This is a genomic window from Eubacteriales bacterium mix99 (genome assembly GCA_038396605.1).
In the GTDB taxonomy this organism is placed as follows: Bacteria; Bacillota; Clostridia; order Caldicoprobacterales; family DTU083; genus UBA4874.
On the sequence record CP121690.1, the window covers coordinates 1,078,154 to 1,094,146 of the forward strand.

Annotated in this window: 10 protein-coding genes, 4 tRNA genes, 1 pseudogene and 1 riboswitch; of the genes and pseudogenes, 10 read left to right on the plus strand and 5 right to left on the minus strand. The window is 49.6% G+C overall.

The genetic code is table 11. The features are described 5' to 3' along the window. The first annotated feature begins 103 nt into the window (after nt 1-103). Nucleotides 104-907 (plus strand): hypothetical protein, encoded by an 804-nt coding sequence (locus QBE55_04475; protein WZL79418.1) that lies wholly within the window; start codon nt 104-106, stop codon nt 905-907. Next, nucleotides 904-2,778, plus strand: coding sequence for an FAD-dependent oxidoreductase (locus QBE55_04480; GenBank protein ID WZL79419.1), 1,875 nt, complete (start codon nt 904-906; stop codon nt 2,776-2,778). The genes QBE55_04475 and QBE55_04480 overlap by 4 nt, the downstream gene beginning before the upstream one ends. 110 nt (nt 2,779-2,888) lie before the next feature. Here the strand turns inward: QBE55_04480 and QBE55_04485 are convergent, their stop codons facing one another. Together QBE55_04485 and QBE55_04490 are read right to left on the minus strand one after the other, a co-directional pair. Beyond that, nucleotides 2,889-3,995 (minus strand): ATP-binding protein, encoded by a 1,107-nt coding sequence (locus tag QBE55_04485; protein WZL79420.1) that lies wholly within the window; start codon nt 3,993-3,995, stop codon nt 2,889-2,891. A gap of 20 nt (nt 3,996-4,015) precedes the next feature. Further along, on the minus strand, nt 4,016-5,521 hold the full coding sequence (locus tag QBE55_04490) for a DnaD domain protein (GenBank protein ID WZL79421.1): 1,506 nt from the start codon (nt 5,519-5,521) through the stop codon (nt 4,016-4,018). Nucleotides 5,522-5,786: 265 nt separating this feature from the next. On the opposite strand from QBE55_04490, the gene QBE55_04495 reads away from it, so the two are divergent. From QBE55_04495 to QBE55_04520, 6 genes are all read left to right on the plus strand, one after another. Continuing rightward, nucleotides 5,787-6,002, plus strand: a complete 216-nt coding sequence (locus QBE55_04495) for a DUF1858 domain-containing protein (protein WZL79422.1) — start codon at nt 5,787-5,789, stop codon at nt 6,000-6,002. A 246-nt stretch (nt 6,003-6,248) separates the two neighbouring features. Then, nucleotides 6,249-7,652 carry an NAD(P)/FAD-dependent oxidoreductase gene (locus tag QBE55_04500; protein WZL79423.1) on the plus strand — a complete coding sequence of 468 codons (1,404 nt, stop codon included), beginning with the start codon at nt 6,249-6,251 and terminating at the stop codon, nt 7,650-7,652. A gap of 84 nt (nt 7,653-7,736) precedes the next feature. Next, nucleotides 7,737-7,812, plus strand: a tRNA-Lys gene (locus QBE55_04505). A gap of 5 nt (nt 7,813-7,817) precedes the next feature. Next, nucleotides 7,818-7,892, plus strand: a tRNA-Glu gene (locus QBE55_04510). Between the two features lie 62 nt (nt 7,893-7,954). Continuing rightward, nucleotides 7,955-8,031, plus strand: a tRNA-Asp gene (locus QBE55_04515). 2 nt (nt 8,032-8,033) lie between these two features. After that, nucleotides 8,034-8,109: transfer RNA gene (locus tag QBE55_04520), tRNA-Thr, on the plus strand. 518 nt (nt 8,110-8,627) lie between these two features. Here the strand turns inward: QBE55_04520 and QBE55_04525 are convergent. The 3 genes and pseudogenes from QBE55_04525 to QBE55_04535 all read right to left on the minus strand — a co-directional run bounded on the left by QBE55_04525 (nt 8,628) and on the right by QBE55_04535 (nt 12,180). Continuing rightward, a pseudogene (locus QBE55_04525) lies at nt 8,628-9,179 on the minus strand (GNAT family N-acetyltransferase). 81 nt (nt 9,180-9,260) lie between these two features. Then, nucleotides 9,261-9,806, minus strand: coding sequence for an anaerobic ribonucleoside-triphosphate reductase activating protein (gene nrdG, locus QBE55_04530; GenBank protein ID WZL79866.1), 546 nt, complete (start codon nt 9,804-9,806; stop codon nt 9,261-9,263). 52 nt (nt 9,807-9,858) lie between these two features. Next, nucleotides 9,859-12,180, minus strand: a complete 2,322-nt coding sequence (locus QBE55_04535) for an anaerobic ribonucleoside triphosphate reductase (protein ID WZL79424.1) — start codon at nt 12,178-12,180, stop codon at nt 9,859-9,861. A gap of 198 nt (nt 12,181-12,378) precedes the next feature. Continuing rightward, nucleotides 12,379-12,571, minus strand: a riboswitch (cobalamin riboswitch). Between the two features lie 281 nt (nt 12,572-12,852). Here QBE55_04535 and nagZ point away from each other — a divergent pair. Continuing rightward, nucleotides 12,853-14,178 carry a beta-N-acetylhexosaminidase gene (gene nagZ, locus QBE55_04540; protein ID WZL79425.1) on the plus strand — a complete coding sequence of 442 codons (1,326 nt, stop codon included), beginning with the start codon at nt 12,853-12,855 and terminating at the stop codon, nt 14,176-14,178. 123 nt (nt 14,179-14,301) lie between these two features. Continuing rightward, nucleotides 14,302-15,834, plus strand: coding sequence for a M1 family metallopeptidase (locus QBE55_04545; GenBank protein WZL79426.1), 1,533 nt, complete (start codon nt 14,302-14,304; stop codon nt 15,832-15,834). The last annotated feature ends 159 nt before the right edge of the window (nt 15,835-15,993 follow it).

Sequence of the window (15,993 nt, forward strand, 5' to 3'; positions counted from 1 at the left end):
GATCAGGAAGCCTGTGTGGATTTCCATGATAAGATATCAGTAGCGGCATCAGGCACACTTTAAGTGTACACAGGAAAGAGAATATCGGAGGGAGGATGTTATCTTGAAATATGATCTGGTGATCCTTGGCGCAACCAGTGCAGCCCTGGGCATTGCCAGCGAGGCAGGGGACAGGTATCATATCCTGATACTCAATTCCACCTCAATGGTCGCCTATGAATTCATTAATGCATACAAACCGGGCACCGGCTGGGAGAAAGAGCCGGAGTCCATACCGGCCCGCACGATTCGGGAGGAGTTGCTGTCCGAAAACATTCTTTGTACCGGGAATGGCAGGAGCACACATATCTATTCGGCCGGGTCTGTGTTCTGTAAGGCATTTCGGGCACTGAAAGCGGATATCCTGCTGGAAACCGGACTGGTAAGTGTGAAGGAAAAGGACGGTGGCTATGAGCTTTCCGTTTACTGTATCGGAGGATTTCAGACGATATATGCGGATTGCATCATTGATACCACGGAGCGGGAAATCGGGATCCGGAACAAGTCCCTGAACTGTTTGCTGGTAAACCGGGATCAATCCGAACTGTTTCCTTCCATTTTTCCGGAGGGTGCGGAGTTTTATCCGGATGGGGATGAGACGGTGAACAGTGCAGTGATGCGGTACCCTGTTACGAACGATACAACTCTGTATCAGGCCAGACATCAGCTTATCGGGTATTGGGCGCGGCGCCCGGAAGATATGAAAAACTGGAAGATTGCGGCCGTTGGCTTGTGCTTTGATGTAACTCCATCCATAGGATATCGAAAGATCAGCAAAACACATTTTCTGCTTCCATCCGCCTGGCAGGTCAATCCCTTAATTGCCATGGACGTCGGTTTTGCTTTGGGAAGGAGTGCGGGCATATGATTTACAGGAGAATGGCAGACGGCATCCCGAGGGAGACTGCAGCGGACGACATTGCATTTGACAGACATTATGATGTGATCGTAGCGGGAACAGGCACTGCCGGATCCTTTGCCGTTCTGGCAGCTGCCATGCAGGGAGTATCTGTTCTGGGCGTTGATCGGTTTTCCGGTGCCGGTGGGATGAGTACGTTTGGTTATGTGGATGGTTATTATTATGGTGCCAATGGAGGCATGTATGAAAAAATCGACCGGGAGGGCAAAGCCCTGCAGGATGAGATGTTTCTCGGGAAAGTGGAAGCAAAACAATACCTGTTGGAAAAAAAGGCGGCAGATCAGGGAGCGGAGTTTTTATTTGAAACCGTTGTAACAGGGGTTTACTTGAACGGAAAGACCGTTCGGGGCATTTCCGTACTGACGGAAGATGGAGTACAAAATCTGGCCTGTGAGATGCTGATCGACGCCACTGCGGAGGCAGAGGTATGCGCTATGGCTGGTTGTGCGGTAGACTGCGGCAGGCAATCCGACGGGAAAACCAGGCCGTATACCAGCGTGAAGGTTTGGGTAACAGAGGAAGGAAATATCGCCAGAACCAATCATGACAGTGGCTATATCAATCAATACGATCCAAAAGAGCTTTCCAACGCCATTTTGGCTGCCCATGAAAGTCAGCTCCTGGGGGAATTCCGCAATAAACATGGAAGAGTACTCTTTTTAGCTCCCTCTATCGGGATCCGGGAAGGCAGACGCATTCTGGCGGAGGAAACCGTCACCATGCAGAAAATTCTGGACGGGGACCAGACCAAAACTCCGTTGTTTTATGCTTACTCTGATTTTGACAAACATGGAAAGGACAATGCTCTGGAAACGGAGCTTCTGCAGGACTGGTATGTGGCAAGCAACCTAAGCACAGTCTGTTTGTCGGTGCCCATTTCCATAAAATCGCTGATTCCAAAAGGATACCGGTCTCTTCTGACTGCCGGGAGGCATATTGGAGTGGATCATGATACGGCAAGTCTTGTTCGCATGAAAAAGGATATGTTCAAATGCGGGGAAAGTGCAGGCGTCTGTGCTGCTTTGGCGGTAAAAAAAGGCGTTCAGCCCATAGATCTTCCTTATAAGGAAGTCCGGGAAATATTGCAGGAAACCGGATGTCTGCAGGAAGAAAACAATGTGGGAATCATGTTTGATGACCAGTATCGAAGAATGCAGGTTCGCTGGCTGACAGATGAAAATGAGATCCGGAGGGAATTGGCCGGAGATATGCCGGGCATTGCCATTTATTCCTGCAAACGTCTGGGGAATCGGATGGCGGAAGAGTTGAAGCAATGGATGTCTGGTGCGGACGGGAATGAATTGCTGCGCAGCAATTGTGCCATAGCTCTTGGATTGATTGGGGATAAAGCCTGTCTGCCCGTCCTTCGGGATATTGTCCGAAACCGTGATAGTTTTTATTATAAGGATAATCGGAGGACGAATCAGTTGAGAACGGTTATCGCCATCTATCTGGCTGGTAAACTGGGAGATATGGAATTGGCTCCAATGCTGAAGGAAATCCTTTTGGACGAAAGGGAATATGGAAAAGGACTATATCATGAAATAACAAAAACCAGCTATCTGTTCAATCCGAACAGGAATTTCAATGAAGTGTATTTCCAGGTGATTTCCTATGCAGCGGTTTCCCTGATCCGGATTATGGAAAAACATCCGGAGAATCAGGAGTTTCGGAAAGAAGGTCTGAAAATACTGAAAGAAGCCTTTGGGGATGATTTTCATATTCAGAAGACGACTTCCATGCCGGAAGGAACATTTGAATATGCATCCATGCAAAATATCAGGGATTATGTAAATCGTTACTGCCGTAAAAAGTTGTAAGAGCTATAAAAACCGTGAAAGCTTTGTCATGCCTGTTTCAATATTACCTTACAACAGACTTCAATACAGAAGGATGGAGTGTTTTGGAAAAGCGTGATTTCTGTTCAGGGTCACGCTTTTTCCTTAAACGAGCTGTTGTCCCCGCAGTGCCGGGTCCGCAGACGGATATCCTGACCGGCAAAACGGAATATCATGGTGTTCTGGGTGTCAAACAGCCGGGAGGTTACCCGGTCCGAATAAAAATCCCTCAGGTCCGACAAGGACAGATTGGTGGACAGGAAGGTATGCTGTTTCTGCAGATACCGTTCATTCAGGATATTGAACAGTTCCTCAGCGGTGAAATTATTACGCCGGGTCTCCGTGCCCAGATCATCAATGATCAGAACATCCACGCTGAAGATACGGTCCTTCAGGAGAAGGGCTCCTTCCTCCGAATTTTGCAGGGAACTGCGGAATAAATTCTCAAACAGATTGAAGGAGGTCAGCTTCAGGACGGTATAACCCTTCTCCAATATGGATTTTGCCAGGCAATTCAACAGGAATGTTTTTCCCAGTCCGGTCTTTCCGGTAAACAGAATATTCTTTTTCGGATTGTCCGGATAGGCGGTCTGATAGTCCCAGAGTACATTTTTCAGGTGCTCCATATATTCCCTTTGATTCAGCTTGCTGCCTTCCATCGGTGCTTTCGGAAAGACGCCGGCATCAAAGGTTCCGAAGTTTTCCTGCTCTGTTTCGGAGAGTTCGGCAAAGCGATAGGAACGCTCTGCCAGCTTCTGAATCAGGCAGCTGCACTTTTTTTTCACCAGATCCCCCACATAACCGGTATCCCTGCACCTGGGGCATCGGAAATGGGTATCGAGATAATCCCTGGGATATCCGTGCTCTGCAAGAAGTGCGGCTTCCTTTTCCTTTGTCTGACGGCTCCATTCCGATTCCATGTCCGGACTGGATTCTGTGCCTTGATCCGGTTTTGCATTCCTGTCTGAATCGGCTGGCCCGCTGACCGATCCTTTTGCAGTGCTATGAGAGATGGGATCGGACTGCCGAACCAGGGTCCGGGCTTTTTTCGCCATGGAAGACACAAGAGAACGGCGCAGCCGGGCAAGCTCGGGTATGCTGCGAAGGACTTCCGCTTCCCGCTCTTTCTGCGCCTGCTGCTCTTCCAGCCGATAGGCATCATATTCTCTCAGTATTTCTTTCAGCAATTCATCTTTCATATGCTGCTGCTCCTGGTTTCTTATTTTTCGATATTTTCAAACAGGTTGTCCAGATCCTCTTCTGTATAGCTGTGTTGTGGGAATTTATTGAAGTCAAGCTGTTTTTTCAGTCCGTTTCCTTTCTTTCCCGTGTTTTGCTTCATGAGTTCCAGCTCCTTTTTGTGCTGCTCATGATCTTCTTTTCCTGCCCGGATCGTGCGGATGCCTTTTCCATGCCAGCTTTCAAGGATCTTATTCAAAAAGCGGATCTTGTCCTTTGCCAGGCTGGAGTACTCCGCTGCCAGCAGTATGACTTCAAAGGGCATATTCCAGGCTTCCGTCCATTGCCGATAAAGCTTCCGTTCGGAACCGGAAATATTTGCTGCGTTGTCTCCCGTACGTTCCAGGATTGCCCGGATCTCATTGTCCGTTGCCTGTCTCCTGGACAGGAAGTCCTTTACTTCCGGTACCGTGGTCAGACCGTTTTTGGCCCATTGTTTCAACATGCCGTCCAGATACTCAAAGGAATTTGCATTCTTTCGGACGCATTGCCTGCAGGCCTGGAGAATGACGTCGTGGCCCAAATTATAGTCGTGGGTCCAGCTGCGGTACATGGCCAGATGCTCCGGAGTTGGTTTGCTGCCCTTATAACCCAGTTGCTGATACACTTCCTTGAGCCGGGAGGCATCGCTTTCCTGGGTATCCATATGCATTTTGACTTCCTGTGGGGTGGTAACATCCTTTTTGTGCATATTCTCCAGGATCTTGTCCAGATAGCCAAAGTTGGGGGACTGCACCTTGGTGGTTTCCTTGCAGGCCAGCAGAATGGAAGCCAGACTGAACCCCCAGCCGCGCCATTTTTTATACAGCTCCAACTCCGCCTTGGAGGGAGAACGGTGAATTCCCAGGTATTTCAGAACCGCTACCGAATCCTTGAAGCAGGTATCGTTGGATTGAATGTATTCCTCTGCCTTCTGCAATGTATTGATACCGTCCCTGGCCCAGGTTTCCGCTACCTTGTCCAGATAATTGATCCGGATTTTCTTTCCCATACGGGATATGTAAAACTGTACCATCATCAGGACGACTTCCATAGGCAGGTTCAGTATTTCGATCCAGTCATAGATCCTCAGGTACTCCTGCGGAGTCAGCAGACGGTTGCCGAATACCTGCTGCATGTTTTGATTGAAGTCCTTGTATTTGTACATTGTCTTTTCGGAACTCAGGCCCTGATTGTACAGGACATCCTTGATATTGTAAAATTCAATGCAAAGCTGTCCGTCCTTGTCCTTGCGGTAGGTCAGGATTCCCTGTCGCTCCCAGTATTGAAAGGCATTTTCTATAGTCCCGTTGTCGATTTCCAGGGCACGTGAAAAAGAATCCAGGGAGTTTTCCGTCGTATTGGGGTTATAACACTGCATCAGTCCATACAGATAGACTTTTACAAAGTCTCCGGGTGCCTTCAGCATGAATTCATTGATAAATAGATTTTCCACAGGGGTAATATCAAACATCTGAAAGTTTTCCGAAAATTTACATAACGGCATTGCCACATCATCCTTTGTATAAAAGCCGTAAATAAAAGCAGTATCAAGCGGTATATGGAACCTCAAAATATTGGCAGCGCCTGTTGGATGTAGTCCAGCGGCGAACCCATTTATCATCTTATCACATCCGGAGATAATTTCAATAGAAACGACGGAGATCCATTTGAAATCTGAATAAAATGCTTGCCAAAAGAAAATAGTAAGTGTATGATAAAGGTGAGAAGAATTGGAGAGATTACAGAGAGGATTAAGGGAGGTTTTGCATATGGCAGCACAGGCCACACAGATCACGAAGAATATGTCAATCGCTGAAGCCCTGAACATAGACCGCAGTACTGCTCCTATATTCATGCAGTTCGGGATGTATTGTCTGGGATGCCCGGCCGCTATGGGTGAGAGCATTGAAGATGCAGCCGCCGTTCATGGCATTGATGTGGATGCATTGATAAAAGCACTGAACGAGTATTTGGCAGACAAATAGGTTTGACCTGCTTTGATTCAAGGCTCTTCCTCCATCGGGGAAGAGCTTTTTTACGCATTTTTTCGATAACATGTGGATAACCCGTCGAAAATGTGGATAACTCTGTGGATAAGTGAGAAGGAAGTGGAAAGCAAGGCGGATTATCCAGCGGAATCTGCAGGAAAAGTTGTGGAAAACAGGAGCTGTGGATTTTGGAGAAAACCATAAAGGAAATGTGGATAACAGATAAGGAGGATCATACGGAACATGACGAAACAGGAATATGATGTGGTAATCATCGGAGCCGGGCCTGCCGGCATCTTTACTGCCCTGGAACTGTCAGGGAGGGACCGGAACCGAAAGATTCTTATTGTGGATAAAGGCAGGGAAATCCGCAAAAGGAACTGCCCGGCCAGAAAGACGGGCAAATGCGTTAACTGCCAGCCATGCGCCATTGTCAGCGGATGGTCCGGAGCGGGAGCCTTCAGCGATGGAAAACTCAGTCTGAGCCCGGAAGTGGGTGGCCGGATCCTGGACTATATGGATCGGAAAGAAGCCGAAGACCTGATTCAGTATGCGGACAGCATTTATCTCCGATTCGGGGCCAGCAGTGTCATTCATGGCCTGAACACAACCCGTGTGGATGAAATCAAATACGAAGCGCAGAAATACAATATCCGTCTGATTCCCTGCGGTGTGCGACATCTTGGAACGGAAAAAGCCTTTGATGTACTGATGGGCATGTATGATTACCTAATCAGCGAAACCCATACGGAATTCTGTGAGCTCACAACGGCTCAGGACATACTGGTGAAAGACGGTAAAGTGGAGGGCGTGGTTCTTCAGAAGAAAGGAGAGGCACCGCAGACCGTCCATTGTGAGCACCTGGTTCTGGCTCCGGGACGGGATGGTGCAGAATGGCTGGCCGATCAGGCTGGAAAAATCGGAATCCGCACGTTCAATAACGAGGTGGACATCGGTGTCCGTGTGGAAGTCCCCAATGCCATTATGGACCACCTTACAAAGGATTTGTATGAGGCCAAGATGGTCTATTATTCCGATACGTTTGAGAATAAGGTCCGCACCTTCTGCATGAATCCGGGCGGTGTGGTTTCCGAAGAACATTATGACGGGAAAATTGCCGTGGTCAATGGACACAGCTATGCGGATCCGAAGCTGAAAACGGATAATACCAACTTTGCGATTCTTGTTTCCACACGGTTTACCGATCCGTTCCATCAGCCCATTGAGTACGGCAAATATATTGCACAGCTGGGGAATATGCTGACCGGTGGAGGAATCATGGTACAGAGACTGGGAGATCTGATGATGGGAAGGCGGACCGATGCAAGCCGTCTGCGCAAATCAATCACGATACCCACCCTTTCCAGTGCGGTACCGGGAGATCTGAGCTATGTGCTCCCCCAGCGTTATCTGACTTCCATTACGGAAACAATGAAGGCTTTTGACAAGCTGGCGCCTGGTTTGTACGGAAGGGACACCCTGCTGTATGGGGTGGAAGTCAAATTTTACAGCAGCAAGGTGGAAGTGAACCATCAATTTGAGACAGAGGTTCAGAATATGTATGCCATCGGGGACGGCGCGGGAGTGACCCGCGGACTGATGCAGGCATCGGTTACCGGAATTGTCGTTGCCCGCAATATGATATAACGATTTGGCCAAAAATTCTGGTTGACATACGCAGAAGGCTGTTGTAGAATATTACTTGTCCGCGAAACATAGGATATATTGCGGGACCCATTAGCTCAGTTGGCAGAGCACTTGACTTTTAATCAAGGTGTCCGGAGTTCGAATCTCCGATGGGTCACCATTTGGGACCCCTTGGTCAAGTGGTTAAGACATCGCCCTTTCACGGCGGTAACAGGAGTTCAAATCTCCTAGGGGTCACCATTTATAAAGTTTGGAAGGTCAGGGTTTGGAGACAGAACAGCTCTGGGTCCCGGCTTTCATTTGGCCCGGTAGTTCAGTTGGTTAGAATGCCAGCCTGTCACGCTGGAGGTCGTCGGTTCGAGCCCGTCCCGGGTCGCCATTGCTGATGTAGCTCAATTGGCAGAGCAGCTGATTTGTAATCAGCAGGTTGACGGTTCAAGTCCGCCCATCAGCTCCACAGAAAACCCACTAATCACAATGGTTGGCGGGTTTTATATTTTGCTCCTGTTTATACGATACGTAGTAATCACATAGTGTAGTAATCACATAGTAATGTCAAGGCAATCTCTCAGTAGAGTTTTATTTCCGTGCCTCGGCTTTCTTCATAAATCGGTCTGTTTTCACGATAAAACGACTATGGGTTCCGTGACCGATTTCCCCTGTATTGTCACGGGCGGTGACGGCAAAGCCGATCTTTCTTCCTGTCACCTCAGTGATCTCGGCGGTTGCAGTAATCTTTGCACCCCGGGGACTTGCTGCGGTATGTTCGACAGAGATTGCCGTTCCTACGGAAGTCTGACCGGATTCCAGGCAATCGGACAGGCATTTGCAGGAAGCCTGTTCCATGAGCGCCGTCAGGGCTGGTGTGGCAAGCACCGGCAGCGACCCGCTTTTTATCGAGGCAGCGGTATCGGTATCCTCCGCCGTTTTGCTTACAATGGCGGTTTTCCCTATCAGCGGATGAGGACTTTTCTGCGCCTGATAGTCTTCTGCAAGGATGGCATAGTAAGCACTGTCGCAGATCCCCTGTTTGTTTCTGTCTGCCTGTCGCATGGTACCTTCATAATGCATGCCGGCTTTTTTCATTACATTTCCGGAATGGGGGTTTCGTATGTCATGCCGGGAATCGATACGATTCACACCGACTTCCTCAAAGAAGAACCGGATCAATTCGGATAAAGCTTCTGAAGTATAGCCATGATGCCACCAGGCTTTGCCGATGCAATAGCCGATATGAACGCTGTTCACCTTGTCGTCGCGATGGACGACGCTGATGCTGCCGATTGGCTCTCCAGGGAATTTTGGTACAATTGCCCAGCAGTAAAAGTCGGATTTCTCATAGGACTCTGTCCAGTTTTTCAGTATTCGTCTGGTTTCCACAATGTCTCCATGGGGGCTCCACGTCAGATACTTTGTCACTTCCGGGTCATTTGCCCAGTTGCGGAACATGGCCTCCGCATCGTTCCCCGTGAAGCGGCGCAGCAGCAACTGCTTTGTTTCAAGTGTACACGTGCCTTTGTGTGTCATATCATCCTTCCTCCCTGGATCCATTGAAAATCAGCAAAGACTTTTTGTTGGGCTTTATTTTATCACACAAATATTGTCCTGTCATCTTTCTTCCGCCAGAACTACCCGGCCGGAGTGCCGGGTGCTCTTCATGTCAATGATCCGCTGATTGGAAGAGCCGCGGAACAGCAGCTCATAACTCTTCTTTTCCTGTACGAACGGGCCGTCCACCAGAATATCCACGGCATTCAGCAGACTGCTCCAATCGGGATGAACCGCAGCACGGCGGAAAAGTTCCTCATAGGTATAGCCGCTGTAAACAAGGACATTCCAATCCTTATTTTGTTTTTTCACTTGCCTGGCCAGCTCTGCAAAGGCAGCTGCCTGTTCAAAAGGCTCCCCGCCGCTGAACGTGATGCCATCCAGCAGCGGGTTTTTCTTCATATCCCGGAGGACAGAGCCGATCTTCAACACGCTTCCCCCGTCAAAGGGCTGGGTCTGGGGATTGTGGCATCCCGGACAGCGGTGTCTGCACCCCTGGGCAAAGACCACATACCGGATCCCCGGACCGTCGACAATGGATTCCGGAATGACACCGGCGACCTGTAATGTGGCCGATGGAGCTATTGTCCGGATTGTTTTCACCATATTTGTTGTTGCTTTAGTTAACATAACATCTCATGCCCTTTCTTCCAATGGTTCAGAAACTGCCGGCAAAATGCTTGACCCGGTCCCTTACTTCCGCTTTCTTGGCATCGTTGAAGTTGTCCAGGGTTCCCACCAGATAGCCGGTGATTCTCCGGATCCGCTCAAATTTCACATCTCCTTCCTTTCTGCCGCAGGATGGGCAGGTGTCATTTATAATTCCCGTAAACCCGCACACCGGATCCCGATCCACCGGATGGTTTATGGATCCGTAACCCACTCCGGTCTCCTTCATGGCCCGGATAATCTTTTCAAAGGCGGGAAGATTCTTCAGGGGATCCCCGTCCAGCTCCACATAGGTGATGTGTCCGGCATTGGTCAGCTCGTGATACGGAGCCTCCAGGCGGATCTTATCAAAGGCGCTGATCTCATAATAGACCGGGATATGGAAGCTGTTTGTATAGTATTCCCGATCGGTGATTCCCGGTATGGAGCCATAGATTTTCCGATCCATTTCAACAAAACGACCGGACAGTCCTTCCGCAGGAGTCGCAAACAAGCTGAAATTCAGCTGATGGTCTTTGCTTGCCTCATCCATCCGTTTGCGCATATGACCGATTATACGGAGACCAAGCTTCTGTGCTTCCTCCGACTCTCCATGATGTTTCCCGATCAGGGCTTTCAGACATTCGGCCAGCCCGATGAATCCCATGGAAAGGGTGCCATGCTTCAGGACTTCCCGTACTTCATCCTCCGGCCCCAGCTTTTCTGAATCCATCCAGACGCCTTGTCCCATCAGGAAGGGAAAATTTTTTACTTTTTTCCTTGCCTGGATCTCAAAGCGATCCAGCAGCTGATCGATGACCAGATCGATGATTTTGTCCAGCTCTTCAAAGAAACCGTCCACATCCTGCCTGTGCTTCAGTCCCAGCCTTGGAAGGTTTACCGAGGTAAAGCTCAGGTTTCCCCTCCCGTTGACAATTTCTCTGGAGGGATCATAAACGTTGCCGATGACGCGGGTCCGGCAGCCCATATAGGCAATTTCTGTTTCAGGATGCCCCGGCTTATAGTATTTCAGGTTATAGGGCGCATCCAGGAAAGAGAAGTTGGGGAACAGCCTTTTTGCACTGACCTTGCAGGCAAGCTGAAACAGATCGTAATTGGGATCTCCCGGGTTGTAGTTGATCCCTTCCTTCACCTTGAAGATATGGATGGGGAATATGGGAGTTTCCCCGTTTCCCAGACCTGCATCGGTTGCCAGCAGCACGTTCTTCATGGCCATTCTCCCTTCCGGGGAGGTATCTGTCCCATAATTGAGGGAGCTGAAGGGAACCTGTGCCCCTGCCCGGCTGTGCATGGTATTCAGATTGTGGATCAGGGCTTCCATTGCCTGATAGGTATTCCGGTCCGTTTCCTTTTCCGCACTTTCGGCTGCGAAGGACTGAATCCGCTGAACGGCTGATTTTTCGGGAACGATGCGGTTCAGCATCTGCTTCTCGATAGTTTGATAGTTTTCAACGTTTCCCAGAGTGGGACGAAGATGGTATTCCTTTCGGATGGAATCCCGTATGCTTTGGGCCTGCTTTGCTGCATTTTCCACATTGCCCAGGAGCTCCAGTGCCTTGGCAAGATTCTGAAAGTAGAGCCGGGCATAGGTTTTGGCGACACCGGGAGCCATGCCGTAATCAAAGTTCGGGATGCTCTGTCCGCCGTGCTGGTCATTTTGATTGGACTGAATGGCAATGCAGGCAAGGGCTGCATAGCTTTGGATGTCCTGCGGTTCCCGGAGATGTCCGTGGCCGGTGGCAAACCCATGGCGGAACAGCTTCCTGATGTCAATCTGGCAGCAGGTTGTGGTCAGGGTCAGAAAGTCCATGTCGTGAATGTGGATGTCGCCGTTATTGTGCGCTTTGGAATGCTCCGGCTTCAATACATACAGACTGTTGAACCGCTTTGCTCCTTCCGAACCGTATCTCAGCATGGTACCCATGGCGGTATCCCCGTTGATGTTGGCGTTTTCCCGTTTCAGGTTATTGTTCCTGGAATCCTGGAAGGTCAGTCCTTCGTATGTCTTCATCAGCTGTGTGTTCTTTTCCCGGATACGGGTGCGCTCTGCCCGGTAGAGAATAAACTTTTTGGCCGTCCGGGCATGGCCGGATTCAATGAGTGTCTTTTCCACGGTGTCCTGGATTTCCTCCACGGAAGGAACCTTTTCCTTGCCGTGCTCCAGAGTTTCCGCCACCTGCTCCGCCAGGGATTCGGCGGTATGATAATCACTGCCTCCTGCAGCAACGGCTGCCTTGAAAATGGCATTGGTAATTTTCTCGATATTGAACGGTACTTCCCTGCCGTCCCTTTTCCTTATCTTTGTGATCATTTTTGCATCCTACCTTTCTCCTCTTCCTTTTTTCCGGAACTTTGACTTCTGTTTTGCAGAAAGCAAAGAATGACAGCATTTTATGTAAAATAAGAGCCTCGCGAAAAATGCGGAGGCGGAAGGGAAAAAGCACGGCAATGCGGAATATATGGCAGCCCGTTATACCTGTCCCTGGTCACACCCCCTATCGTCCGTAGAGTTCCGGTGTGGCGATATGGCAGGTCTTCTGACTCCGGATCCTGAATTTTTCAACCCTTCCCGGCAAAAGCCAGTGGATTGTTTGAAAAATCTCCCCGATACAGCGGCGGGACCGTGCAGGAATTTCACCTGCTTCCCTTTTCACCTTTCCCCGGCAGAATGCATGCGATCCACCCAATGCAGGAACATGTGATCCATCCGGCAATGCAGCGATGACAGCGATGTCTTCCGGGGTTCGGCACCATATTACCCTATATATTGTTTTCTTTATAATATCATATACTATATATAGTGTCAATTGGGTATTTCAAATATGTTTGGAAGCCATGGTATACAGCAGAAAGCTGAAGGGTATATAATTTTGGAGGCATTTTCCCCCGGGTTTTGAAGAAAAACTAATAGGATTTTGACACAGGCGGTAGAATAAAAAGATCATGGAAGAAAAACAGATGGTGGGAAATGGAGTGAATTGAATTGAATAAAAAGCGTTTCGCAATGGGTTCTTTTGGTCAAAGCGGGGTTTGTCTCCTTTTGGTGTGTGTATTGCTGTCCGCCTGCAGTCCGCAGACGGGGCAGAACGGAGGCAGCCCGTCTCCTTCCGGGGAAGGGATGAATCCGCCGGCCGAATCGGGCCAGCCGGCGGATTCGGCTCCCGGAAGCGGCACTTTCCCGTCAAAGAAGCCGGTTCCGTCGGAAGATCCGGACCTTCCCTATCGAAAGATTCTGGAGTCCATGACCCCGGATGAGAAAATCGGTCAGCTGGTGGTGGTGGGATGCCGGAACAATGAGGAAGCCGCGCAGATGATCCGGGAACGTAAGGTCGGCGGCGTGGTGCTGTTCCGGGATAATTTTGAAAACTTTGACCAATTGTATCAACTGACAAAGCAGTGGAAGGGATACAATGAGGGAAATCCGCTTCCGCTTTGGATTGCCATGGATGAGGAAGGCGGCACGGTAACCCGTCTTCCGGAAGGGAGAACCCCGATTCCCGGCGCCAGGGAGGTGGGCCGGCATGAGGATGCCCAGCTGACAAGAGCCACGGGGAAAGTAATTGGAAGGGAATTGGCGGCAGCAGGTGCAAATCTGGATTTTGCCCCCGTGGTGGATGTGGTGGACAATCCGGAAAACAAATTTATGCTTGGCCGTTCCTACGGGGATACCCCGGAGAAAGTGTCCGATCAGGCGGCGGCTTTTCTGGAAGGGCTGAAAGAAACCGGGGTTCAGGGCTGCGCGAAGCACTTTCCCGGGCATGGCGGCACGGTGGTGGATTCCCACAGGGACATGCCGGTGATTCCGGCTTCCCTGGAGGAATGGAAGCAGAAGGATGCGGTTCCGTTTCAGGCAATGATCGATGCTGGTGTGGATATGATCATGGTGGGACACCTGTCTTATCCCAATATCGATCCGTCCGGAAAGCCGGCCAGCATGTCCTCTGTTTTCGTGCAGGAGCAGCTGCGGGACAGAATGGGTTATCAGGGAGTGGCGATTACCGATGCCATTGATATGAAAGGGTATCCCCAGGGAGAGGAAAGGAAAGAAGCCGTTGTGGCGTCAATTCTGGCTGGGGTGGATCTTTTTGCCATAGGATTTGGACAGGAGATGCAGACGGATGTGCTGGAAGCACTGAAGGGAGCCGTGGCATCCGGCCGGATCACGGAAGAGCGGCTGAATGCCTCTGTGATGCGGATTATAAAGGCAAAAGCCGGGCTGGAGGACATACCGGAATATACTGCAGGGGAGGCCGGACAAATTTTCGGCAGCCCAGAGAACCGGGAAGCGGTTTCCGATCTATTGAAGTAACGCTCTTTTGAAGCAATGCATAAGATCCCCTCAGGGGACCTTTTTTTCATAATCACAGAAGACGGCCGCATATAAATGGATACCGACGGGATTTCAGTGGAAAGAGGAAGGCGGGGTCGTTTTATGAAAATATGGAAAAACCGGAAACTGAGGTATTCGCTCATTGGTCTGCTGGCCGCCATTGGTCTGCTGGCCGGGCTGTTCTTTACCGATGCTCCGGGATGGAAGAGCCGGCTGGAAGGGAATTCGGTGCTTGCCAGGGCATCCCGGGATCTGAGTCAATATGAAATATCAGCTACCTTTGATCCGTCACGGAAAACCCTTGCGTGCAGACAAAAGGTGGAATATCGGAATCGTTCCGGCCAGAATCTGACGCGGCTTTATTTTCATCTTTATCCCAATGCTTACCGCTATGAGGAGAAGCCGGTCTTTGAGGAAAGGGACAGGATGCGCGCCTATCCCAACGGCTTTTCTCCCGGTTCCCTGGATATGGATACCATTTGGATCAATGGAAAGGAAACGGACTTCGTCATTGGCGGAGACAGTGAGAATGTGTTGATGCTGATTCCGGAGAGAAGCCTGAAACCGGGGGAGGCCCTATCCATTGAAATGCATTACCTGGTCCGGATGCCAAACTGTTTCGGACGGTTTGGATATGGGGATCATACCTACAAGGCGGCAAACTGGTATCCCATTGCCTGTGTACATGATGAAAACGGATGGAATCTTGACCGGTATTATGCCATAGGGGATCCCTTTTACAGCGATACCGCCAATTATGAGGTTACCATAAAGGTGCCGTCGGACTATGTTCTTGCTGCCACCGGTGACTGTAAAAAGGAAGATGGGAAAAGCGGAAATACAGTCTGGAAGTTTCATGCACCGGCCGTCCGGGACTTTGCATGGATCGCCAGCAAGGATTTTCAGACGGCATCCCGCAGGGTGGGATCTGCCACTGTGACTTCCTATTATTACACGGAGGAAACCGGGGAAAGGGCTCTGGATTATGCGGCTTCCGCCATGAAATTCTATAATCAATCCTTTGGGAAATATCCTTATCGCCATTTTTCCGTAGTGGAGGCGGATTTCTTTATCGGCGGAATGGAATATCCGAATCTGATTATGATGGATCACAATTTGTATGCTCCGGGAGAAACGGATTCCCTGGAGCTGGTTACCGCTCATGAAACCGCGCATCAGTGGTGGTATGGCCTGGTCGGCAACAATGAGGTCAGGGATGCCTGGATGGATGAAGGCCTGACGGAGTATTCCACTGTTCTGTATTATGGGAACCGCTATGGGGCAAATCAGGAGAAAAGGGTCTATCACAGCACAATGGGGGAAGGAAAGTACAGCTATCTCCCCTACTATATAAAATCCGCGGAGGTGGATGAAACCATTCACCGTCCTGCCTATGAGTTTTCCGACGGGACGCTTTATGACCTGCTGGTTTACGGCAAAGGGGCAATGATGTTTCATGATCTTCAAAGAAAGATGGGAAGGGAGACCTTTCTTCAGGTTCTCCAGGAATACTGCAGGGAGTATCAGTTCCGGAATGCGGGCAAGGAAGATATGGTCCGGACGTTCCATCGTGTAACGGGTAAGAACTGGGAAGGGGATTTCAACAAATGGCTCTATGATGAAAAGCATGAATAATTTTTCAGGAACAGTAAATATTAATATATATTAAATTTATATTAAAACATGGCACTAAAAGATGAGCCATAAATAATAATAATGAAATAATTTCGTAATAATATTGAAATATTTTTAACTTTAATGTAAAATATACTCCGTTGGAAAGGAGCAGCGACA